This window comes from Delftia sp. PE138, assembly GCF_018320755.1.
Classification (GTDB): Bacteria; Pseudomonadota; Gammaproteobacteria; order Burkholderiales; family Burkholderiaceae_C; genus Comamonas; species Comamonas tsuruhatensis.
The window spans coordinates 35,231-56,116 of record NZ_JABEPN010000006.1 but is presented as its reverse complement, the minus strand read 5'-3'; the positions used below and the strand labels follow the sequence as shown (position 1 = coordinate 56,116).

At 66.2% G+C, this 20,886-nt stretch carries 20 protein-coding genes; 10 read left to right on the top strand and 10 right to left on the bottom strand.

The features are described from left to right. Positions 1 to 255 precede the first annotated feature (255 nt). From HFGMBDPB_RS20160 to HFGMBDPB_RS20140, 5 genes are all read left to right on the top strand, one after another. The gene (locus HFGMBDPB_RS20160) at positions 256 to 582 is read left to right on the top strand and encodes a DUF3649 domain-containing protein (RefSeq protein WP_212646106.1); all 327 of its coding nucleotides are present in this window, start codon (positions 256 to 258) and stop codon (positions 580 to 582) included. After that, positions 579 to 2,231: a PepSY-associated TM helix domain-containing protein gene (locus HFGMBDPB_RS20155; protein ID WP_212646105.1), complete on the top strand. Its 1,653-nt coding sequence runs from the start codon at positions 579 to 581 to the stop codon at positions 2,229 to 2,231. The genes HFGMBDPB_RS20160 and HFGMBDPB_RS20155 overlap by 4 nt, the downstream gene beginning before the upstream one ends. Continuing rightward, complete coding sequence (locus tag HFGMBDPB_RS20150; RefSeq protein ID WP_212646104.1) at positions 2,228 to 2,560, top strand: DUF3325 family protein; 333 nt, start codon at positions 2,228 to 2,230, stop codon at positions 2,558 to 2,560. The genes HFGMBDPB_RS20155 and HFGMBDPB_RS20150 overlap by 4 nt, the downstream gene beginning before the upstream one ends. A 346-nt stretch (positions 2,561 to 2,906) precedes the next feature. Then, positions 2,907 to 4,037, top strand: a complete 1,131-nt coding sequence (locus HFGMBDPB_RS20145) for an HAF repeat-containing protein (RefSeq protein WP_249343575.1) — start codon at positions 2,907 to 2,909, stop codon at positions 4,035 to 4,037. 43 nt (positions 4,038 to 4,080) lie between these two features. Further along, positions 4,081 to 4,407, top strand: coding sequence for an EF-hand domain-containing protein (locus tag HFGMBDPB_RS20140; protein ID WP_128422775.1), 327 nt, complete (start codon positions 4,081 to 4,083; stop codon positions 4,405 to 4,407). A 25-nt stretch (positions 4,408 to 4,432) separates the two neighbouring features. Here HFGMBDPB_RS20140 and hpaI read toward each other — a convergent pair whose 3' ends face one another. The 4 genes from hpaI to HFGMBDPB_RS20120 all read right to left on the bottom strand — a co-directional run bounded on the left by hpaI (position 4,433) and on the right by HFGMBDPB_RS20120 (position 9,525). Further along, positions 4,433 to 5,239, bottom strand: coding sequence for a 4-hydroxy-2-oxoheptanedioate aldolase (gene hpaI, locus HFGMBDPB_RS20135; RefSeq protein WP_212646102.1), 807 nt, complete (start codon positions 5,237 to 5,239; stop codon positions 4,433 to 4,435). Between the two features lie 30 nt (positions 5,240 to 5,269). Beyond that, positions 5,270 to 6,769: an NAD-dependent succinate-semialdehyde dehydrogenase gene (locus HFGMBDPB_RS20130; RefSeq protein ID WP_212646101.1), complete on the bottom strand. Its 1,500-nt coding sequence runs from the start codon at positions 6,767 to 6,769 to the stop codon at positions 5,270 to 5,272. A gap of 34 nt (positions 6,770 to 6,803) precedes the next feature. Continuing rightward, entirely contained in the window at positions 6,804 to 8,333 is a 1,530-nt protein-coding gene (locus tag HFGMBDPB_RS20125; RefSeq protein ID WP_212646100.1) for a UxaA family hydrolase, read from the bottom strand. A 196-nt stretch (positions 8,334 to 8,529) separates the two neighbouring features. Next, positions 8,530 to 9,525: a Bug family tripartite tricarboxylate transporter substrate binding protein gene (locus HFGMBDPB_RS20120; RefSeq protein WP_212646099.1), complete on the bottom strand. Its 996-nt coding sequence runs from the start codon at positions 9,523 to 9,525 to the stop codon at positions 8,530 to 8,532. 137 nt (positions 9,526 to 9,662) lie between these two features. Here HFGMBDPB_RS20120 and HFGMBDPB_RS20115 point away from each other — a divergent pair, with 137 nt between their 5' ends. Beyond that, a complete protein-coding gene (locus HFGMBDPB_RS20115) occupies positions 9,663 to 10,634 on the top strand; it encodes a LysR substrate-binding domain-containing protein (RefSeq protein WP_212646098.1) in 972 nt (323 codons plus the stop codon). A 12-nt stretch (positions 10,635 to 10,646) separates the two neighbouring features. After that, positions 10,647 to 10,961: a hypothetical protein gene (locus tag HFGMBDPB_RS20110; RefSeq protein ID WP_212646097.1), complete on the top strand. Its 315-nt coding sequence runs from the start codon at positions 10,647 to 10,649 to the stop codon at positions 10,959 to 10,961. Here the strand turns inward: HFGMBDPB_RS20110 and HFGMBDPB_RS20105 are convergent. Then, complete coding sequence (locus HFGMBDPB_RS20105; protein ID WP_212646096.1) at positions 10,946 to 11,254, bottom strand: hypothetical protein; 309 nt, start codon at positions 11,252 to 11,254, stop codon at positions 10,946 to 10,948. The genes HFGMBDPB_RS20110 and HFGMBDPB_RS20105 overlap by 16 nt on opposite strands. Before the next feature lie 132 nt (positions 11,255 to 11,386). Between HFGMBDPB_RS20105 and HFGMBDPB_RS20100 the strand changes: the two genes are divergently transcribed. Then, positions 11,387 to 11,794 (top strand): hypothetical protein, encoded by a 408-nt coding sequence (locus HFGMBDPB_RS20100; RefSeq protein ID WP_212646095.1) that lies wholly within the window; start codon positions 11,387 to 11,389, stop codon positions 11,792 to 11,794. Between the two features lie 4 nt (positions 11,795 to 11,798). After that, entirely contained in the window at positions 11,799 to 12,266 is a 468-nt protein-coding gene (locus HFGMBDPB_RS20095; RefSeq protein ID WP_212646094.1) for a hypothetical protein, read from the top strand. 100 nt (positions 12,267 to 12,366) lie between these two features. Here the strand turns inward: HFGMBDPB_RS20095 and HFGMBDPB_RS20090 are convergent, their stop codons facing one another. The 4 genes from HFGMBDPB_RS20090 to gorA form a co-directional block, all read right to left on the bottom strand. Continuing rightward, entirely contained in the window at positions 12,367 to 12,687 is a 321-nt protein-coding gene (locus HFGMBDPB_RS20090; protein ID WP_212646093.1) for a 2Fe-2S iron-sulfur cluster-binding protein, read from the bottom strand. Continuing rightward, positions 12,684 to 13,919: an NAD(P)/FAD-dependent oxidoreductase gene (locus tag HFGMBDPB_RS20085; protein WP_212646092.1), complete on the bottom strand. Its 1,236-nt coding sequence runs from the start codon at positions 13,917 to 13,919 to the stop codon at positions 12,684 to 12,686. The genes HFGMBDPB_RS20090 and HFGMBDPB_RS20085 overlap by 4 nt, the downstream gene beginning before the upstream one ends. Beyond that, on the bottom strand, positions 13,916 to 14,968 hold the full coding sequence (locus tag HFGMBDPB_RS20080) for an IolE/MocC family protein (protein ID WP_016449735.1): 1,053 nt from the start codon (positions 14,966 to 14,968) through the stop codon (positions 13,916 to 13,918). The genes HFGMBDPB_RS20085 and HFGMBDPB_RS20080 overlap by 4 nt, the downstream gene beginning before the upstream one ends. 979 nt (positions 14,969 to 15,947) lie before the next feature. After that, a complete protein-coding gene (gene gorA / locus HFGMBDPB_RS20075) occupies positions 15,948 to 17,297 on the bottom strand; it encodes a glutathione-disulfide reductase (protein WP_212646091.1) in 1,350 nt (449 codons plus the stop codon). 388 nt (positions 17,298 to 17,685) lie between these two features. Here gorA and HFGMBDPB_RS20070 point away from each other — a divergent pair, with 388 nt between their 5' ends. Continuing rightward, positions 17,686 to 19,731, top strand: a complete 2,046-nt coding sequence (locus HFGMBDPB_RS20070; protein ID WP_249343573.1) for an Ig-like domain-containing protein — start codon at positions 17,686 to 17,688, stop codon at positions 19,729 to 19,731. A 38-nt stretch (positions 19,732 to 19,769) separates the two neighbouring features. Here HFGMBDPB_RS20070 and HFGMBDPB_RS20065 read toward each other — a convergent pair whose 3' ends face one another. Then, positions 19,770 to 20,858, bottom strand: coding sequence for a tartrate dehydrogenase (locus HFGMBDPB_RS20065; protein ID WP_017406912.1), 1,089 nt, complete (start codon positions 20,856 to 20,858; stop codon positions 19,770 to 19,772). Positions 20,859 to 20,886: the final 28 nt, after the last annotated feature.

Here is a 20,886-nt window from a genome sequence, read left to right as displayed (position 1 = left end):
GGGAACAGGCGCCAGGGGGATGGTCGGGGCCGGTGGCAGCAGGCCGGCTTTGCATTTCTTTAAATGACTCGGGTAATAAAAATCATTATCATTCCCGCTCTTTGAAAGGCGGCGTGCTCCAGGCGCGCGGCCAACGCCCGGCGCCGCACAGACCTTGAACTGTTGTGGCGCCTTTGTCCGTCCGGGCCTGCGCGTGGTGTCTGCAGCGGCCGCGGCGTCCATGACGGGCAACGATCCGCAAGAAAGGTCATCCCCATGCAAGCCTCGACCCCGGGAGGGTCCTCTCCATCCCTGCTGCGCTACCACGTGGCCGTGGCCTCGCGCGCCTTGGCGGCGATCGGCGGCGGCTATCTGCTGTCGGCCGCCTGCGCCGCCACGGGCGCGCGCGCCATGGTCTGGCTGGGCGTGGAACGGGCCGATGCGGCGCTGGGCTCGACCCTGCTGGCGTTCATCATCTACGCCGTGGCGGCCATGTGGGCCTTTGGCTGCGCCAGCGCCTGGCGCGCCTGGGCCGTGATCGGCCTGCCGGGCGCGGGCCTGGGACTTCTGGCCTGGATGCTGTCGAACGGAGCCGCCGCATGAGGGTAGACGGCAAACCCGAGGGACTGCGCCAGTCCATGTCCTGGCTGCACACCTGGAGCGGCCTGCTGCTGGGCTGGCTGCTCTACGCGGTGTTCTTCACGGGCACCCTGAGCTATTTCCGCGACGAGATCAACGACTGGATGCGGCCCGAGCTGCACGGCTCGGTGCAGGACCCCGACACCGCGCAGCGCGCACTGGAGGCCATGCAGCGCATCGCGCCGGAAGCCACGACCTGGACGCTGGGCCTGCCCGGCCCGCGCCAGGTGGCCGTGGCCGCATCCTGGCGCGAGCCCGGCGCCGCCACGGGCCGCGCAGGCACCAAGCGCGCCGAGATCGACGCCGCCACGGGCGAGAAGCTGGAGCCGCGCGAGACACGCGCCGGCAACTTCTTCTACCGCTTCCACTTCGAGCTGCACGCCATGCCGCGCATCTGGGGCCGCTGGATCGTGGGCTTCGCCACCATGCTGATGTTCGTGGCCATCATCACGGGCGTGATCACGCACAAGAAGATCTTCACGGACTTCTTCACCTTCCGCCCGCGCAAGGGCCAGCGCTCCTGGCTGGATGCGCACAACGCCACGGCCGTGCTGGCATTGCCGTTTCACATCGTCATCACCTTCAGCGGCCTGGTGCTGCTGATGTTCATGCTCATGCCCTGGGGCATACAGGCGGCCTACAAAGGCGACACCAATGCCTACTTCGCCGATGTGCGGGGTGCGCGCGGTCAGGCGGCCAACCAGGGCCCGGGCGCGCGCGGTGGCAAACAGGAGCGCCAGGCCGCCGCGCTGGCCGATATCGCGCCCATGCTGGCCGAGGGCGCGCGCCGCTGGCCCGAGCACGGCGTGGGCAGCATCACCGTCAACGCGCCCGGCACCTCGCGCGCGGTGGTCGAGCTGCGCGAAGGCGGCGGCATGAGCCTCATCAACCGCGGCCAGTCCGAGACGCTGCGCTTCGACGGCGTGACCGGCCAGTTGCAGGCCAGCCCCGAGGCGCCCGCCATCTCCTGGGTGCGCGCCACCAGCAACGTGATCACCGGCGTGCACCTGGGCCGCTTTGCCGAGCCGGCCATGCGCTGGCTGCTGATGCTCAGCGGCGTGGTCGGCACCTTCATGGCCGCGTCCGGCATGGTGCTGTGGGTGGTCAAGCGCATGCCCGAGCGCCGCAAGCTGGGCCGCACGCCCTTCGGCCACCGTCTGGTGGAGGTGCTCAACGTGGGCTCCATCGCGGGCCTGTCGGTGGCCGTGGCCGGCTTCTTCTGGCTCAACCGCCTGCTGCCCGTGCCCATGCAGGCGCGCAGTGATTGGGAGATCAACGGCTTCTTCCTGATCTGGCTGCTGTGCCTGCTGCATCCGCTGCGGGTCTCTCACCGCAATGCCTGGCTGCAGCAGATGGCGCTGGCCGCCGTGCTGTATGCGCTGCTGCCCCTGCTCAACCTGCTGACGGGCGGCGCATCGCTGGTGCAGACCATGGCCAACGGGCAGTGGAGCATCGCCAGCTTCGAGTTGCTGATGCTGGGCCTGGCCGCCATCCACGGCGTGGTGGCCTGGTGGCTGCTGCGCGGCAAGCCGGCAGCGGCTGCAGCGCCTGCAGCCCCCCGCACGCAAGCCCGTGCCGCCAGCCATGCCCCCACGCTGGAGCGCGCGTCATGATGATTCTTGCCGCCTTTTTTCTGGCCTTTGCAGGCTTTGCCGTCGTCGCCGCTTCCATGGACCGGCACCAGGACCAACTGGGCACCGAAGGCCTGGCGCCCGCGCGCCTGAAGGCCTGGCGGCTGGCCGGCTACGCGCTGCTGGCCCTATCGCTGGCGCCTTGCCTGCTGCGCTGGAATGCCTCGGTGGCCGTGGCCGCCTGGCTGGGCCTGCTCACCTTTGCCGCGCTGGCCCTGGGCCTGCTGCTGACCTATGCGCCGCAGTTCGCGCGGCGTGTGGCGATTGTGGCTGCTGCCGCAGGATTGGGGACTTGGCTGCTGCTGGGCTGAGCGGGCAGGTCTTTCCCTTCGCTTTTTCCTGTTTTCCTTTGAGTGAATCACACGGCGGGGCCCCTTGCGGGCCCCGCCCCATTGCTGAGCATGCAAATGGTGCGGACCTCCTATTAATTGTGATTTATCAATAACAATCACATATTTGTGCGCAGAGATCGCTGCGTGATTGAATATCAATATTCAGCATCTGATTTCAATCCATCAGTCAGAAACAAGTTCGATTCGTGTTGTCAAACTGTGGTTCTTTGGCGGGAGAATGCGTATGACTGTTCCGGCATTTTATTTCCCTCTGGTTTTGACTGGCGGCTTGATGCTTGCCTCCAGTATGGCTCAGGCAGGACCCATGCAGGATATAGGGACTGCCTCGGGTCCGCAGTGCGCAGGCCTGGATGTCAATAATTCCGGATATGTGGTGGGCGCCTGTGCAGAGGCCAATGGATCTGCCTCGGGCTTTGTTGCCCTGGCGCCCGGCAGCGCGGTGGATCTGGCACATCTGGTCGATGGTCGCAATTGCGTGGCAGGCGCCATCACCAATGTGGGCCGTCTGGTCGGGTGGTGCATGAACAGCAATTCGCTGTCAACGGGCGTGGTCTGGAATGCCACGGCCCCCACCACGGTACAGGCTTTGCAGGCGTTGGCGGGCGGTGTGCGCACCAAGGTGACCGCGCTCAGCCAGAGTGGCGCGGTCGCGGGTGTCAGCCTCAATGCCGACAACACGGCCTTGCCGGTGATGTGGCGCAACAACGAAACCACGGCACGCACGCTGCCGGCCGGCCTGCTGGGCCTGGTTGCCACGAACTGCGTGCCCGCCGATGTGGACGACCATTCCGTGAATCCGACGATGCCCAATATCGTCGGCAACTGTCCCGGCTCCAGCGGCCGGCCCCAGCCCGTGCTGTGGTCCCCGGGGCTGCTGGGAACCTACGCCTCCGCCGCGCTGCCGCTGCCTGCCGATGCGCTGCACTGCCGCGCTTCCCAGGTGGTGAACTCGCGCATTCTGGGCCATTGTGATTTTGGTGCACAGGGCGGTCATGCCGTGCTGTGGAGCAATCCGGCTTCGGCGCCGCTGGTGTTGTCCACGGGCGCGCAGCGCAGCAGTGCCAAGACGCTGAACGCCAATGGCCGGGTCATCGGCAAGTACAGCAACACCAACGGCGATCCCGTTCCCTTCCACTGGGACACCACGACCAATGTGCGCACCGACATCCCCGCGCCAACCGGTGGCATGCATGCCTCGGTGTCGGACATAGGCGACAACGGCAATGTGGTGGGCAGCAGCGAGATGGGCGACGGTACGCGCCATGCGTTCAAGTGGACCCTGGCCGGAGGATCGGTGGACCTGGGCACGCTGCCTGGCGGCAAGAACAGCGGTGCCATTGCGCTCAGCCAGGACGGCTGCTATCTGACGGGCGGCAGCGAGACGGGCTCGGGGCAGGATACGCATGCGTTTGTGCAGAACCTGTGTGCGCCTTGAATGAATATGCCTCTTTTCATATTTTCAATGAATGGAGTGTTTCATGAATCAATTTAATAAAGCAATGGGTGGCTGGGTTGCCTTGATGCGGAAGATAAACATCGTTGCACAGACTAGATATACGGTATTGCTGCCTTTTGCTTGTGCAATGATGGTGCTGCCCGTTCCTGGTGACGCCAAAGATCTTCGGGAAGCGTACCGTCTTTATGACAAAAATGGCGTTGCCTTCACTCCTATTACAGACTTGAGGAAAGTTTTAGGGGACCAACTCACGGAGGAGGAGCTTGACGAGCTGATTGCGGAGATTGACTCGGATGGCTCAGGCCCCGTGGATCACGATGGATTCATGAAAATCATGACAGGCGAGTGACCCGCGCCTGTGCCGCCCCATGTTCTCAATACGCAGCCCCGAGGCGCTGCACAGGCTCGGCCACCGGCGAATCATCGAACTGCCCCCGCAGCCTTCGCGCCGCATTCGCAAACAGCAGCACATCCACGCCCACGGCCACGAAGCTGCAGCCCAGGTCCAGGTAGCGGCGGGCCAGGGCGGGGTCCGAGGTCAGGGTGCCGGCCGCCTTGCCGCTGGCGATGATGGTCTTCATCGCGCCCTCGATGGCGGCCTGCACTTCGGGGTGGCCGGGGTTGCCGCGGTGGCCCATGGAGGCGGCCAGGTCGGCGGGGCCGATGAAGACGCCGTGCACGCCGTCCACCGCGCAGATGGCTTCAAGGTTGTGCAGCGCGGCCACGGTCTCGGCCTGCACCAGCAGGCAGATCTCGTCGTCGGCCACCTGCAGGTAGTCGGCGCGTGCGCTCCACTGCGATGCGCGGCCCACGGCGCTGCCCACGCCGCGCACGCCCAGCGGCGGGTAGCGCGTGGCGGCCACCACGGCGCGCGCCTGTTCGGCCGTGTCCACCATGGGCACGAGCAAGGTGGTGGCGCCTATGTCCAGCATCTGCTTGATCAGGGCCGTGCTGCCTTCGACCACGCGCACCACGGCCTGGGCCGGGTGCGGGGCCACGGCCTGCAGCGCGGCCAGGGTGCTGCGCACGTCGTTGGGCGCGTGCTCGCCGTCGATCAGCAGCCAGTCATAGCCGCAGGTGGCGGCCGCCTCGGCCAGGTAGGGGTCGGCCATGGACAGCCACAGGCCGATGCGGGGCTGGCCTGCGGCCAGGGCGGTCTTGAAGGGGTTATGGGCTGGCATGGTGTCCGGTGATTTCGTTGAGGGAAAGATTCAGTCCAGCAGGCCCTGGCAGACGTACTTGGTGTGCAGGTAGTCGTCCAGGCCGTGGGTGGAGCCCTCGCGGCCGTAGCCCGACTCCTTGACGCCGCCGAAGGGCGCTGCCTCGGCGGCCAGTGCGCCTTCGTTGATGCCGACGATGCCGGTCTCCAATGCATCGGCCATGCGCCAGATGCGGCGTGCGTCATTGCTGTAGAAGTAGGCGGCCAGGCCGAAGGGCGTGTCGTTGGCGGCGGCGATGACCTCGTCCTCGCTGTCGAAGACGGTGAGCGGCGCCACGGGGCCGAAGGTTTCCTCGCAGGCGCAGGCCATGGAGGCATCGGCGCCCGTGAGCACGGTGGGCGCGTAGTAGTTGGCGCCCAGGGCATCCAGGCGCCTGCCGCCCGTGAGCACCCTGGCGCCGCGCGCCACGGCGTCCTGCACATGGCGCTCGATCTTTTCCACGGCGCGCGCATTGATCATGGGGCCGATCTGCGAGGCCGGGTCGCTGGCCGGGCCCACGTGCAGCGCGGCCACGCGCGCGGCCAGCTTCTGTGCAAACACGTCGTGCACGCTGCGGTGCACGAAGACGCGGTTGGGGCAGACGCAGGTCTGGCCGCCATTGCGGAACTTGGCGGCCATGAAGCCGTCGACGGCGGCATCGATGTCGGCATCCTCGAAGACGATGAAGGGCGCATTGCCGCCCAGCTCCAGCGAGAGCTTCTTGAGCGTGTTGGCGCTGCGCCGCGCCAGGTGCTTGCCCACGGGCGTGGATCCCGTGAAGGTGATCTTGCGCACGCGCGCGTCGTTCAGCCAGACATCCACCACCTCGGGCGTCTTCTCGCGCGAGGCCGTGACGATGTTGAGCACGCCGGCCGGCACGCCTGCCTCCTGGGCCAGCAGCACCAGGGCCAGCGAGGTCAGCGGCGTGTCTTCCGCGGGCTTGCAGACCACGGTGCAGCCGGCGGCCAGCGCGGGCGCGATCTTGCGGGCGATCATGGCGGCAGGAAAGTTCCAGGGCGTGATGGCGGCCACCACGCCCACGGGCTCGCGCAGCGCAAACATGCGCCGGCCCGGCACGGGTGCGGGAATGATCTCGCCGTTCATGCGCGTGGCCTCTTCGGCAAACCATTCGATGTAGCTGGCCGCGTAGGCGACCTCGCCCTTGCCCTCGGCCAGGGGCTTGCCCTGCTCGCGGCTGATGAGGCGGCCCAGGTCGTCCTGGTGGGCCAGCACCAGGTCGTTCCAGCGCTTGATGATGGCGGCGCGCTGTTTGGCGGGCGTCTTGCGCCAGGCGGGGAAGGCGGCATGTGCGGCGTCCAGCGCGGCGCGGGCCTCGGCGGCGCCGGAGTCGGGCACCTCGGTGATCAGTGCGCCCGTGGCGGGGTCGGTCACGGCCAGGCGCGGGGCGGGAGCGGCGGGCGTGGCAGTCGCAGTGGTAGTCGCGGTCGCCCATTGGCCGGCGATGAAGTTGGCGCTGCGCAGCAGCTCGGGGCGGGTCAGGGTCAGTGGCATGGAGTCGGTGGATGCAGGTGTTGTAAGGGGCGGCTCAGCTCACGATGCCCAGGTGCCAGGGCACGAACTCATGGTCGCCCAGGCCCAGGGCCTCGCTCTTGGTGGGCTCGCCGCTGGCGTGGCGCAGGATCTGCGCGAAGATGCGCTGCCCCATCTCGGGCACGCCGCATTCGCCGTCCACGATCAGGCCGCAGTTGATGTCCATGTCTTCCTCCAGTCGCCGGTACATGGGCGTGTTGCTGGCCAGCTTGATGGTGGGCGCGGGCTTGCTGCCGAACATGGAGCCGCGCCCCGTGGTGAAGCAGATCAGGTGCGCGCCGCTGGCAATCTGGCCCGTGGAGGCCACGGGGTCGTAGCCCGGCGAGTCCATGAACACAAAGCCCGGCTCGGTGATGGGCTCGGCATATTCGTAGACGGCGCGCAGCGGCGTGGTGCCACCCTTCATGGCCGAGCCCAGCGATTTCTCGAAGATGTTGGCCAGGCCGCCGGCCTGGTTGCCGTGGCCGACCACGCCGTTGAACTGCGCGTTCTGGCCGGCCGCGTAGCGCTCCCACCAGGCCAGGCGGTCCAGCAGCTTCTGCCCCACGGCAGGCGTGATGGCGCGGCGCGTGAGCATGAATTCCACGCCATGGATCTCGGGCGTTTCCGACAGGATGGCCGTGCCGCCGTGGCGCACCAGGATGTCCATGGCCGCGCCCAGGGCCGGGTTGGCCGAGATGCCCGAAAACCCGTCCGAGCCGCCGCACTCCAGCCCGATCTTCAGGTGGCTGGCGCTGACCGTGCTGCGCCGCGCGGCATCGGCTTCGGGCAGCATCTCTTCGATGGCGCGGATGCCTGCCTCTGTGGTCACGCGCGTGCCGCCGACCTCCTGCATCACCAGGGTGCGCATGAGCCGGCCTTCGCTCAGGCCCTGCGACTCCACGAGGGCATCGACCTGGTTGCGCTCGCAGCCCAGGCCCACGATGAGCACGCCGGCCAGGTTGGGGTGGCGCGCATAGCCGGCCAGCGTGCGGCGCAGCACGTCGAAATGCTCGCTGGGCGAGGACATGCCGCAGCCGCTGGTCTGGGCGAAGGCCACCACGCCGTCCACGTTGGGGAATGCCGCCATGCGCTCGGCCGTGAAATGCGCGGCAATGCGCTTGATCACCGTGGCCGAGCAGTTCACCGACGACAGGATGCCGATGAAGTTGCGCGTGCCCACGCCGCCGCCGGCGCGCACAAAGCCCTGGAAGCTGGCGCGCTGCGCCTCGGGCACATAGTCCACGGGCCGCACGTCGGCGCCGAAGGCCGGGTCGCGGTAGTAGTCCACGATGCGCAGGTTGTGGCTGTGCACATAGTCGCCGGCCTCCAGCTCACGCGTGGCCACGCCGATCACGGTGTCGTACTTCTTCACCTGCTCGCCCTCTGCGATGCGGCGCGCGGCGATCTTGTGGCCCGCAGGCACCTGGGCGCGGGCGCGCACGCCCAGTTCGGGAATCTCCTGGCCCAGCGACAGAGCGGTCCTGGCGACCAGCACGTTGTCGTTGGGATGCAGGTGCAGCAGGGGGCTATCGGTGCGGGACATGCGGGGCTTTCATGGACGGATATTTGCGGGAGGGGCCAAGCCCCAGGTCAAAAGAGAGCGTTCTTTCATCAGGTAGACGCATGTGAAAGCGGCATGCCCCAAGCCAGGGGCACCGAGCAAGGGCCTATGCCGGCCGCGCCGCCCCGCAGTGAGGGTGCCGTCCCCTGGGGGAAGGCGCGAAGCGCCTCAGGGGGGGTCAACTCCTCATCAATTCGCGCAGCTTGAGCTTGTCGATGAGCACGGTCTCCTTCTGGTAGACCGTGTTCACGTATTTCTCGTAGTCGGGGCCATCCAGGTACAGCAGCGGCGCGTCCAGCTTCTCGGCCACGGACTTGAACTCGGGGCTGGCCACGGCGGCGCGGAAGGCCTCGCGCAGCCTGGCCGCCACGGCCGGGTCCAGGCCACGCGGCGCGCCGATGCCGTTGGGCGCATCGACCACCACGTCGTAGCCGCATTCGCGCAGGGTGGGCACGTCCTTGAAGCGCGCCGTGCGCTGCTCGCCCCAGGTGGCCAGCAGGCGCAGCTTGCCGGCCTCCGCATGGGGAGCCCAGGAGCTGGAGTCGGCCAGCGCATCCACATGGCCGCCCAGCACGCCCTGCAGTGCCTCGGCGCCGCCCTTGTAGGGCACATGGTTGAGCTGTATGCCGGCCACGCCCGCAAATTCCTCCATGCCCACATGCGTGGCACCGCCCACGCCTGCATGGGCATAGGTCACCTGGCCAGGCCGGGCCTTGGCGGCGGCCACGAAGTCCTTGAGCGTCTTGAGCGGCGAATGGGCGGGCACGGCAATGCCGAAGGTCTGGCCCGAGGTGCGCGCGATGTAGGTGTAGTCCTTGCGCGGATCGGCCTGCAGGCTGCCCAGTTGCGAAAAGCGCGTGACCGAGATGGGAATCTGGCCGATGGTGTAGCCGTCCGCCCTGGCCGAGGCCAGCGCCTTGGCGCCGATCATTCCCGAGGCGCCCGCGCGGTTCTCCACCGCGATCGGCTGGCCCAGCAGCTTGCCGGCCACGGTGCACAGCGCGCGCATGGACTGGTCGGCCGTGCCGCCCGCAGGCCAGGGGCAGATGAAGGTGATGGGGCGTTCGGGCCAGCTCTGGGCGAAAAGAGGTCCGGTGGCGGCCAGTGCGCTGGCGCCGAGGGTGGCGAGCACGAATTCGCGCCGGCTTGCATGGCGTGTGCGTGGGGTGTTCATCGCTTGTCTCCTGTATTGGCTTTTTGCAGCCCTGTGATCCGGGCCTTGGGCTGACTGGCGCGATTGTTCAGCGCCTGATCATGACAATCCAATGAAAAGATAGACTGGCTTCATAACCTCAAAGCTATGAAGACCCCATGAGCAAGATAGACCGCGTGCTGCGCTCCAACCTCAAGCTGCGCCATCTGCAGCTGCTGGTGGCGCTGGACCAGTTCCGCCACCTGGGCCGCGCCGCCGAGTTCCTGGCCGTGACCCAGCCCGCCGTCTCCAAGACCCTGGCCGAGATCGAGCGCATGCTGGACATGACGCTGTTCGAGCGCTCCACGCGCGGCACCGAGCCCACGGCGGCCGGGGTCAGCATGGTGCGCTTTGCGCGCTCGGTGCTGGCGGGCTTCGAACGCACGCGCGATGAAATGGCGGCCGAGGCCAGCGGCACGCGCGGGCGCACCAGCGTGGGCGCCATGGTCGTGGCCACGCCCGTGCTGCTGGCCCGGGCCGTCGAGCAGTTGAAGGCGCGATCGGCCCAGACCACGGTGCTGGTCGAGGAGGGCGATCTCACGCGGCTGCTGCCCAAGCTGCGCATGGGCGAGCTGGACCTGTTCGTGGGCCGGCTCGAACCCGGCTATGCCTCGCCCGACCTGGAGACCGAAGCCCTGTACGACGAGCCCATGGTCGCCGTCGTGCGCCCCGGCCATGCGTTGCTGGCGCAGCCTGCGAGCTGGCAGGCGCTGGCCGACATGCCCTGCGTCATGCCCCCGCCCTGGGCATCGCTGCGCGTGAAGCTGGAGCAGCAGTTCTTCGCCCACGGCCTGCATCCTCCGGCTGATCTGGTCGAGTCCGCCTCATTCCTGTCGCAGATCAGCTTCCTGCACCAGCGCGGCGCCGTGGCCTTCATGGCGCGCGGCGTGGCCGAGCATTTCGCGCAGCAGGGGCTGGTCGCCGTGCTGGATCTGCCCGTGCCCATCGACCTGCCGCCCGTGGGCCTGATCACCCTGCGCGGCCAGCCGATGACGGCGACGACGCGGTTGCTGGTGGAGTGTTTGCGGGCGGTGGCGGGCAAGTCGTTGGCTACAGCACGCCACGGCAAGCAATTGCAACATGGCAGATAAGGAAACGCGGCAATGTCTGAAGATAATCCATGGCCCAGCGGCGAATCAAAGCCGGTCATCCTGTTGTCTGATGGGCCTTCGGAGCTGTCCAGAAAGCACGGACTGCATTTTGTGAGAGATGTCGACGATCTGGATGTCTGCCATTATTGCTATGCCTTGGATCAGGATGTTGGTACCATCCTCTTTCATTTCTACGTGAATTCGCCGGCCAAAGGCACAGCGATCTATGTGGACAGAAGTGTTGAGACGGTTTTTGCCATCAACAAGCTGATGGCGAATTTTGCCATTCACCCATCGGAGGTGAAGTGGGTTCAGTCGGACATGTAGATGCGCCCATGAAGAACATGCTTGTAGTATCGAAAACCTGCGATGCGGGCAAAATTCAATCCAGTCCGCTTCCGCATGGCTGTTTTGTTGTGACGGGGAAGGGTAAGGACCCCGGATTCAATCTTGCAATAACGAGGTTGCTGGAGATCGGGTGTGAATTCTTTGCGACGTGGGGAGACTACTCCGACGCGGAATAGATCATTGATGACTTGATTCTGGACGCCGGCGATATGGATGCTGTCACTATCTCCCTGAACGAGAGCTTGGAGGATGCCGTTGAATTCTTCGCTCATGGCGCATTTCCCGGGCTCAATTGCGTGAGATTTGTATTGTTGATTTGCCAAGATGCACCAGAGTGTCTGATGTTGAAAGCGATATCTCTGTTTGAAAAGGAGTTGAATCTGTAGGAGTGTCTTGGGTTTCTGTTGGCTGAAGATGATTTAAGAATCCATCTGGATGAGATTCAATTCATGATCTGGAATAATTTTCTTGTAGACGGCGTTCATGAGGCAGCAGCACTGCTCGGTTATCTTGCGAGTTCCTTGGAACTTTCTCCTGGTGATGTTTGTGCAATAGATTCAGACGAGCCGCTCGTGGAGCAAAAGGTAAAAATTGTTTTGCTGATTGAAGATTCTCATGAATTCCAAGGGATGAAAATGGTCACTGTATATCTTGAAGAGGATGTTGTGGTGGAGAATTCAATCTTTGCTTTTATGGCAAGGAATTTCAAGATTGATATTTATTTGCCTGACGAAGATTCCGGATATTGTCGTGATCTTGTTTTGCTGGATAAAACGGGCGGAATGAAGAAAGTCACCCTTCAGGGGAGTTGACTCAATGAGTACAATTATCCAGGATATTGCGGAACAGGTTCTTGTGAAATATGGTTCATTGCGTGAACCCAATTACTTTAAATTATCTGTTCCATCTTTTGATGCCAGTGCGCTGAAAGAATCGATTGAGCATATCGCTGAGGCACAAGACAATTCAGATGTGAACGATGATGTGTGCTATCGCCTTGACATTAACGGCAGTATTGGTTGTTATGAGATTTTTATTTCCTGGGTCGGAAATTATGTGGCCATCCTGGAAAATTCTGATAAATCAGGCAGGCAGGTGATTTCAGGGGCAGGGTGCGATCATTTGTTGAATCAAATAATTGAAAAGATAGTATCGGCTGGATTTGTCATTCTGGAAAAGAGTGTTCTTTTGATGAATATGGATTTCACGCTGATAAATTCAGACGATGATTTTTCTCCGGTATACAAGGTACTATTTACCGACCACGATCTCAGGTTCTCTTGAGGTATTTGATTACCCAATGTAGTGGGCTGAGATAGCCCTTCGCCCTCTCGATTCCAGGCAATGGCTTGCGGTGCCGCTTGACGCGTTCCGGAACCAACCCTCAGCTCTGCGCCACCGGCATGCCCACCACCAGCCCATTCAGCTGTGGCGATACCGTGATCTGGCAGGCCAGCCGCGAGTCTCCGCGCACGTCGAGGGCGAAGTCCAGCATCTCCCTTTCGCCGCCCTGGGCCGGGCCCACGCGGTCCAGCCACTCCGGTTGTATGTAGACATGGCAGGTGGCGCAGGCACAGGCGCCGCCGCATTCGGCATCGATGCCCGGCACGCCGTTGGAGACAGCGGCGCGCATGAGGCTCTGTCCCTCCGTGGCCTGCACCGCATGCTCGCTGCCGCCGTGCTCCATGAAGGCAATGGAGATCATGACGTGAGTGGGGCTTTGGAGGGGAGCGTTGGGAAACCGGGGTCGGCGCAGTGCGTGGCGGCGATGGCCTTGCGCGCAGCCATGAATTCGCCCGGCGAATTCACGCATTCGGCGGCGCACAGCTGGCCGCCGCGCAGGTGCAGGACGGCGAACCTGCCGCTGGCCGGGTTGCCGCGCAGCACGGTCTGGTCGCCCTGGCCGGGCAGGCCGGCGATCTGCAGCCTGGTGTCGTACTGATCGGACCAGAACCAGGGCGTTTCATGGGCGGGCAGTTCGCTGCCCGTGATGGCGCAGGCCGCGCGCCGGGCCTGTTCGAGCGCGCTGGGCACGCTTTCGAGCCGGTGCAGCCCGGGGTAGCCGGCCAGCGGGCGGCGCGTGGCATCGCCTATGGCGTAGATGCCGCTCATGGCGGTACGGCCTTCGCCATCCACGGCAATGCCGTCGGCGCAGTCCAGGCCGAGGGATTGCGCCAGTTCCATGCAGGGCGCCGCGCCCACGCCGATGAGCACGGCATCGCACTCCAGTCGGGAGCCATCGGCCATCCACAGGGCCGTGATGCGGGTGGGGCTGTCTCCCTGGATGGCGGCGACCGCTGCATTGAAATGCACCTCCACGCCCTGGCCTGCATGCAGCTGCAGCAGATGCGCAGCCATCTGCGGCGAGGCGCTGCGCGTCAGCAGCCTGCCTTCGCGCTCGATGATCCGGACCTGCACGCCCAGCTTGCGGGCCGTGGAAGCGATTTCGAGGCCCGCATAGCCGCCGCCGATGATGGCCAGGCAGCGTGCGGTCTGCAGATGGCCCCGCAGCGCCTGCGCGTCTTCCATGGTGCGCAGGTAGGTGATGCCAGGCCGCTCATCCCCGGGCAGGACCAGCCAGCGCGGCGCGGAGCCTGTGGCAATGACCAGGTGTTCGTAGTGCAGCACCGATCCGTCGTTCAGCGCCACCTGCCGCGAGCCCGGCTCTATGGCCATGACGCGCATGCCCGGGCGCAGGGCGATGGCCTGGTCCGCAGAGGCGCCGGCGGGCCGCGGCAACAGCTCGTCCGGGCCCATGGCCTGCTGCAGCCAGGCCCTGGACAGCGGCGGGCGCAGGTAGGGCGGCAGGTCCTCGCCGCCGACCACAGTGATCGGGCCCGGGTGGCCGTACTGGCGCAGCAGGGCGGCCAGGGTGCCACCGGCGTGTCCGGCGCCGATGATGACGGCATGGCCTTGGGGGTGTTGTGCGGGGTTCATGCTGCACCTTCGCAGGAGGCCCGGAGTACGGGGCGGGCGCAGATCTCGTCCCAGGCTTGCCGCATGAAGCGCGCGGCCGCCACGTTCTGCTCCAGCAGGTCATAGCCTGCGCCCAGGCCGTAGTCGGGGAGATTGATGAATTCGGTGGTGAGGTAGCGCAGCGGGCTGTGCGGCTGCGCATGGTGGCAGGCCAGCACCTTGCGGATGGCCTCTTTGGAGGGCTCCAGCAGGTAGGCATGCCAGGGTGAATGCCATTCGCCGGGTCCGGGCCGCAGCATGGGGTACTGGATGCCCCGGCCCGGGCTGCCGTCCTCGTCGCGGTGCCACAGGTTCAGGGGCTGGTTGGGGCCGGCCGCGCGCAGCTGGGCCCAGCGCACGATGCCCATGTCCAGCCATTGTTCGCACAGCGAGCCGGGCTCGAACGGGTCCAGCACCAGTTCGCCGCGCTCGAGCAGCCCGCGCACGCCCGACCGGTCCAGCTCGGCCGGGTTGCCGATCTTGAAGTTCACATGGCTGTAGTCCAGCGTGAAGTGAAAGGGCACGCCGCGTGCCTGCACGCGCCCGGCCACGCTGCGCACGCGCAGGAAGTCTTCGGTCCACGTGTTCACATGCAGCGCGAAGCTGGGCTCCACGCCCAGGCCCATGGCGTCGTCATAGACCCGCAGATAGTGTTCGGCGATTTCCACATCGGACAGCACATGGCCGTCGCGGTGGTGCTTGAAGGTCATGATGTTGTGGCAGCGCACGCCGATCTCGCGGCAGATGCGAAGGTTGCCGGCCAGCAGGACCTCGTCCTCGCCCAGGCGGTAGAACCAGCTGGCGGTGTGCACGGGCAGCTTGAATTCGGCGATGGCCGACTCGTAGTCGGCCAGCTGGTGGCGCAGCGGCAGGCGGTCGAAGCAGTCGAACACGCCGGTCTCGCTGACGAGGCGGAACTGCTCGCGTATGGGCAGCTCCTGCAGGCCGATGGGCTGGTGGCGCGAGGAGCGCTGCACGCCACGGCCGTTGCAGCCGATGGGCGGGAGGGTGGGGCGGGGGGCTTCGTGCATGACCTGCTCCTCAGCCGCCAGTGGGCGCGCCCATGATCATGCGGTCCGCCGGCAGAGGGTGGCCCGCGTTGCGCGACCCGGTCAACGGGGACCGGACATCGAGTACATCGGTTGTCATGGATCTGTCTCCTTGTTGAGTCTGGTGTTGCGCCCCGGCCGCTGCTCAGCCCCATAGGCGCTGCGGGCCAAGAAGGCTTCATCGGCCAAGCGGCTCCCGGCGCCGCTGCCCGCACGGTGGAAGGCCTCCAGCGCGAACACTGCTTTCAGCCTGCTGCCCGGCGCGTGCGTTTGCCGCAGGGGCCAGAAGCTGGCCTGCATGCCGCCTGGCGCGGGCTCGCCATGCCCTGTCTTCGAATGCAGTCTGGGCATGGGATGTCTCCTGGGCTCCGATCGCGGCTCTCGACCCATGGCTGCTGGGTTGATGTGGAAAATCAAGGTGTATGCACTCGAATTAAGTCGGATTGCCTACAAAGAAACACCAAGGCTTTCCATGGAGCAATGCCTCTTTTTCCCCGCGTACAAGGATTGTGAATTTTTCGATTTGACTTGACTATCGGGAAAATACTTTATTTGTTTTTGACTATTGATTTGGGTGTTTGAGCGTAGGCGCTTGAAATTCCCACGGTGGACGGATGTTTCCACCGGGCCAGCGTGGCGACGCAGGACCCTGGACGGTGGAAATGCACCGCAGGCAGCTGAAATGTCAGCCCATAGCCATGCAGGCAGCGGCGGCATGCAGGGGCAGGAGGTCCATGTCGGGGGAAGGAAAAGGAGAAGGAGAAGCGGAGCCGGCTGCGGATCGCGCGCAGCTTGTGGCTGCCCACCAGCGTCCGCGAGGCTGGCGTCAGGAGCACGGCGCAGATCGGCCTGCTCCCGGCCATTCCCGATGCCTTCGCCGACCTGGGCGGCTTCGCGCTCGCCCGGCGCGTGCCCTGCCCAGGGCGGTGGTCAACCGCCGAAGGCAGGTGGTGCGCGCCGTTCAGCGCATGGTCACGAACTCTTCTGCCGCCGTGGGGTGGATGGCCACGGTGTCGTCGAAGTCCCGCTTGGTGGCGCCCATCTTGAGCGCCACGGCAAAGCCCTGCAGCATCTCGTCCATCCCCAGGCCGATGCCGTGTATGCCCACGATGCGTTCCTCGGGGCCCACGCAGACCAGCTTCATGCGCGCGGGCTGGCGGTGGCGCGTGACCGCCGTGTACATGGCGGTGAAGGCCGACTGGTAGATCTTGACCTGATCGTCGCCAAATCGCTCGCGCGCCTGCGGCTCGGTCAGGCCCACGGTGCCGATGGGCGGGTGGCTGAAGACCACGGTCGGCACGTTGTCGTAGTCCAGGTGCTCGCCGGTTTTGCCGTTGAACAGGCGCTCGGACAGGCGCCGGCCTGCGGCCACGGCCACGGGCGTGAGTTCGATGCGGCCCGTGATGTCGCCCACGGCGTGGATGCCGGGCACATTGGTGTCCTGGAACTTGTCCACCGCGATGTGGCCGCTGTCCTGCAGCGCCACGCCTGCGGCCTCCAGGTTCAGGCCCGAGGTGTCGGGCCTGCGGCCCACGGCCCAGACCACGCAGTCCACGGTGTGGCTGCTGCCGTCCTGCAGTTGCAGGTCCAGGCTGCCGTCGGCATTGCGGACCACGGCCTTCGGGGTGGCCTGGCGGTGCACGGCGGGGCCTTCGGCCTCCATGATCTCCATCAGGGTCTGGCTCAGCAGTGGATCGAACCCGCGCAGTGCCGAGTTCTGGCGCAGGAACAGATGGGTCTGCGAGCCCAGCGCGTGCAGCACGCCGGCAATCTCCACGGCGATATAGCCGGCACCCACCACGGCCGTGCGCGCAGGCAAGGCCCCGAGGGCGAAGAAGCCGTCGGAGTCGATGCCCAGCTCGGCGCCAGGTATGTCGGGCCGTGCCGGGCGCGTGCCCGTGGCGATGAGGATGTGGTCGGCACTGAGCCGCTGGCCGCCCACCTCCACGGTTCGCGCATCCACGAAGCGGCCAAAGCCCTGGATCAGCTCGACCTTGTTGCGCGCCAGGCCGCTTTCATACGAGGCATGGATGCGGTCGATGTAGGCGCTGCGGCTGTCCAGCAGGCGCTGCCAGTCCAGGCCCTCGACGGTGGCATCCCAGCCGTAGTCGGGGCCGTAGCGGTGCATGGCCTCGCCGATCTGGGCCGCATGCCACATGACCTTCTTGGGCACGCAGCCCACGTTGACGCAGGTGCCGCCGATCTCGCCGGCTTCGATCAGCGCGCAGTGGCGCCCGTGCATGGCGGCGCGGTTGGCCGATGCAATGCCGCCGCTGCCGCCGCCGATGACGATGTAGTCGTAGTGCTTCATGGAGATTCCGTGCTGTGTCTGAGCGGCCCGAATGCCGCAGCCGGCCATCTTGCCCTGTTCGCCGGCCAGGGGCCTGCGGCGGGGGCAATGCCGCCATCTCCGCGCCCAGACGATGGCCCGGTTGGACGGCGTATCGCCGCTTTGCAGGGCCGGGGGCAGCAGGCGTTTGGTGGCGAATGAACGGACGGTGGCGCGGCAGCCCGCGTTGCGCAGGGGGCGGGACGCACTGTCAAGAAAAGCGCAACGCGCAGTCAAGGCGCGGGCAGGTGCGGCCGCTAGGCTCCTGCATTGCCGGTACCCCCGGCACGGACCAGAAGAACAGCAAGTTGAAACGGGAGTGCATGTGAGAGAACGAGGCAGTCGCCTTCAGGCGGAATTTTCCAGGGCCATGATGCCGTGGGTGGTGGTATTCGGAGCCGGCCTGCATTGCGTCGCGGCCGTGGCCGCGCCGGCGCAGGGGCTGGTCATGACGGGCTACCAGACGCAGTCCAACGCTTGGTATACGTCCATGGTGACCGAATACACGTTCAGCGTGGGCGGCGTGGTGCAGCAAGGCGGCTCGCCGCCCTCCACTGCGGATTGGGTCACCCCTTCCAACTACTGGGATGACGGCTGGGGTCTCAACAGTTGGAACGAGGACTACACATACAGCTACCAGGGCCAGGTCCTGCGGACGAGCGATCCCATGGGAATTCCCGCAGCGGCAGCCTGGGCCACGATCAGCTCCTTTCAGATCGAGGGGTCCTCCCTCCCGCGCCCCATCGACAGCACTGTTTTCCACTATTCGCTCGATGGCATCCAGACCCTGCTCGCCATGGACGCATCGACCATCCCCGCCAATGCGGTCTGGGCGGGTCTGTCATCCCTGTCCGATGGGTGGCATGCAGCGCAAAACCCTGGGTTTGCCGGCTATGTGCTGGGCCGCCCGGTCTTCAGTCTGGCTCCCGTCGTCGACCCGCAGGCGGGCGGTGTGACGGCCAAGGCCCGCGTGGCGCTGGACCGGGACGGCACGGGCTACTGGCAGGTGCTTGCTGCGGCCGCCGCGGCGCCGGATGCCGCCACGCTGCAGGCCGGCGGCTCCCCGGTCGGCATGACGGCAGGCGTGGTCCACGATATCGATATCGGGGGGCTGGCGGTGAATACGGCCTACAGGCTGCACTTCATCGCCAGGGATGGCGCAGGCCGCGTGCAGCCGGATGTGGCCAGCGTGCCCTTCACCACGCTCAGGCTGGAGCAGACCATCGACTTTGCGCAGCCGTCGGCGCAAACCTTCGGCACGACATTCACGCCCGTTGCAACGGCTACCTCCGGCCTGGCCGTGACGTTTTCCGCATCTGCGCCAGAGGTTTGCACTGTCGATGCCGCAGGGGTGTTCAGCTTCCATTCCGCAGGCACTTGCACGATGACGGCCCGGCAGGGCGGCGACGCGATCTATGGTCCCGCCCCCGAGGTGGCTTACCCGGTGACGGTGCAGCCTGCTGCGCAGAACATCGTCTGGAGCATGCCGGCGCCCCTGGTCGTGGATGCACGGGTGGCTCTGACCGCCGCCGGCGGTGGCTCGTCCCAGGCCGTGCAGTTCAGCTCCCTGACGCCGGCGGCGTGCTCCGTCAGCGGTGCCGAGGTGTCCGGCAGGCTGGCGGGTACGGACAACTGCCTGCTGGCCGCCGATCAGCAGGGGGATGCCAACCATCTGCCTGCGGCCCGGCAAGTCCTGTCCCTGAGCATCGGCAAGGGCCCGCAGGCCATTGCCTTCACTTCCGTGGCGCCAGCGGCCGCCAAGGTGGGCGATACCTATGCCGTGGCAGCAACGGGCGGGGCTTCCGGCAAGGCGGTGGTGTTCTCCGTGGATGCGGCGACGGCTGCCCATTGCACCATCGCGGGCGGTTCTGTCTCCTTCATTGCGCCGGGACCCTGCCGCATCCTGGCAGACCAGGCCGGCGATGCGAACTACGAGGCGGCGGCAAGGCAGCAGCAAAGCGTGCAGATCGCCCAGGCCACAACCACCCTGGCGATCACCTCGACCCCCAACCCTTCCCGGCCCGGCGACGATGTGACCATCAGCGTGTCGGCCGTGACCGGGGCGCAGGACCGACGGGGGGCGCTGCGGGCGATGGCGGCGGCGCTCCCCTCGGGCAGCATCACGGTCTCGTACAACGGGGCGCAGCTGGGGTCGGCGCCCCTGGTTGGCGGCGCCGCCAGCATCACGGTCCGGCTGCCCGTGGCGGCCGGATCCCACGGCCTTGTGGTCGACTACAGCGGGGATGCAGTCCACGCCCCGATGAGCCAGGGCTTCACACAGGCCGTGGTGGCGGCGCCGGTGCCCACGCCTGTGCCGGCCCTGCACACCGTGGCGCTGGTCATGCTGAGCCTGCTGGCGGCCGGGATGGGGGCCGGCAGGCTGCGCAGGGGCCGCATGGGCCGCATGGGCCGGTAGGCCGGGCTGCCGGGCGGCATGAACCCCGGCGCGGCGCCTCAGGCGGCAGCGATGCGCCGGGCGATGGCCTGGCCCACCTCGGTGGTGCTGGCCGTGCCGCCCAGGTCGGGCGTGCGCGGGCCGCTCCTGATGACTTCCTCGATGGCCGAGACGATGGCGTCGTGCGCCGCGCGGCCTGCGCCCTGGCCGTGGGTCAGGAAGTCCAGCATCAGCGCCGCCGACCAGACCATGGCGATGGGGTTGGCGATGTTCTTGCCGTAGATGTCGGGCGCCGAGCCGTGCACGGGCTCGAACAGGCTGGGGAAGCTGCGGTCGGGATTGAGGTTGGCCGAGGGAGCCAGGCCGATGGTGCCCGTGGTGGCCGGGCCCAGGTCGCTGAGGATGTCGCCGAACAGGTTGGTGGCGGCCACCACGTCGAAGCGGCCCGGCTGCAGCACGAAGCGCGCGGTCAGGATGTCGATGTGCTGCTTGTCCAGCGTGACTTCCGGGTAGGCCTTGGCCACGTCCTCGGCGCGCTGGTCCCACCAGGGCATGCTGATGGCGATGCCGTTGCTCTTGGTGGCCAGGGTGACGTGCTTGCGCTCGCGGCTTTGGGCCAGGTCGAAGGCGTACTTGAGCAGGCGCTCGGCACCCTTGCGCGAGTAGACCGATTCCTGGATCACGATCTCGCGGTCCGTGCCCTCGTACATGATGCCGCCCAGCGAGGTGTACTCGCCCTCGGTGTTCTCGCGCACCACGTAGTAGTCGATGTCGCCGGGCTTGCGGCCGGCCAGCGGGCAGGGCACGCCTTCGAACAGGCGAACGGGGCGCAGGTTGATGTACTGGTCGAACTCGCGGCGGAACTTGAGCAGCGAGCCCCACAGCGAGACATGGTCGGGCACGGTGGCGGGCCAGCCCACGGCGCCGAAGAAGATGGCATCCATGCCGGACAGCTGCGCCTTCCAGTCGTCGGGCATCATTTTTCCGTGGGCCAGGTAGTAGTCGCAGTGGGCCCAGTCGAAATGGTGGAATTCGAGCTTGATCGCAAAGCGGCTGGCGGCAGCTTCCAGGGCGCGCAGGCCTTCGGGCATGACTTCCTTGCCAATGCCGTCACCGGCGATGACGGCGATCTTGAATGTGTCTTGCATGGTGTCTGTCCTTGGATCGAATGGATGG

Coding starts and splice junctions, on each gene's coding strand:
- gorA (WP_212646091.1), bottom strand. CDS start 17,297: ATGAAGCACTACGACTACATCGTCATCGGCGGCGGCAGCGGCGGCATT.
- HFGMBDPB_RS20080 (WP_016449735.1), bottom strand. CDS start 14,968: ATGCACGAAGCCCCCCGCCCCACCCTCCCGCCCATCGGCTGCAACGGC.
- HFGMBDPB_RS20070 (WP_249343573.1), top strand. CDS start 17,686: ATGATGCCGTGGGTGGTGGTATTCGGAGCCGGCCTGCATTGCGTCGCG.
- hpaI (WP_212646102.1), bottom strand. CDS start 5,239: ATGCCAGCCCATAACCCCTTCAAGACCGCCCTGGCCGCAGGCCAGCCC.
- HFGMBDPB_RS20145 (WP_249343575.1), top strand. CDS start 2,907: ATGCAGGATATAGGGACTGCCTCGGGTCCGCAGTGCGCAGGCCTGGAT.
- HFGMBDPB_RS20065 (WP_017406912.1), bottom strand. CDS start 20,858: ATGCAAGACACATTCAAGATCGCCGTCATCGCCGGTGACGGCATTGGC.
- HFGMBDPB_RS20110 (WP_212646097.1), top strand. CDS start 10,647: ATGTCTGAAGATAATCCATGGCCCAGCGGCGAATCAAAGCCGGTCATC.
- HFGMBDPB_RS20150 (WP_212646104.1), top strand. CDS start 2,228: ATGATGATTCTTGCCGCCTTTTTTCTGGCCTTTGCAGGCTTTGCCGTC.
- HFGMBDPB_RS20125 (WP_212646100.1), bottom strand. CDS start 8,333: ATGTCCCGCACCGATAGCCCCCTGCTGCACCTGCATCCCAACGACAAC.
- HFGMBDPB_RS20160 (WP_212646106.1), top strand. CDS start 256: ATGCAAGCCTCGACCCCGGGAGGGTCCTCTCCATCCCTGCTGCGCTAC.
- HFGMBDPB_RS20120 (WP_212646099.1), bottom strand. CDS start 9,525: ATGAACACCCCACGCACACGCCATGCAAGCCGGCGCGAATTCGTGCTC.
- HFGMBDPB_RS20105 (WP_212646096.1), bottom strand. CDS start 11,254: ATGAGCGAAGAATTCAACGGCATCCTCCAAGCTCTCGTTCAGGGAGAT.
- HFGMBDPB_RS20130 (WP_212646101.1), bottom strand. CDS start 6,769: ATGCCACTGACCCTGACCCGCCCCGAGCTGCTGCGCAGCGCCAACTTC.
- HFGMBDPB_RS20085 (WP_212646092.1), bottom strand. CDS start 13,919: ATGAACCCCGCACAACACCCCCAAGGCCATGCCGTCATCATCGGCGCC.
- HFGMBDPB_RS20090 (WP_212646093.1), bottom strand. CDS start 12,687: ATGATCTCCATTGCCTTCATGGAGCACGGCGGCAGCGAGCATGCGGTG.
- HFGMBDPB_RS20095 (WP_212646094.1), top strand. CDS start 11,799: ATGAGTACAATTATCCAGGATATTGCGGAACAGGTTCTTGTGAAATAT.
- HFGMBDPB_RS20155 (WP_212646105.1), top strand. CDS start 579: ATGAGGGTAGACGGCAAACCCGAGGGACTGCGCCAGTCCATGTCCTGG.
- HFGMBDPB_RS20115 (WP_212646098.1), top strand. CDS start 9,663: ATGAGCAAGATAGACCGCGTGCTGCGCTCCAACCTCAAGCTGCGCCAT.
- HFGMBDPB_RS20140 (WP_128422775.1), top strand. CDS start 4,081: ATGAATCAATTTAATAAAGCAATGGGTGGCTGGGTTGCCTTGATGCGG.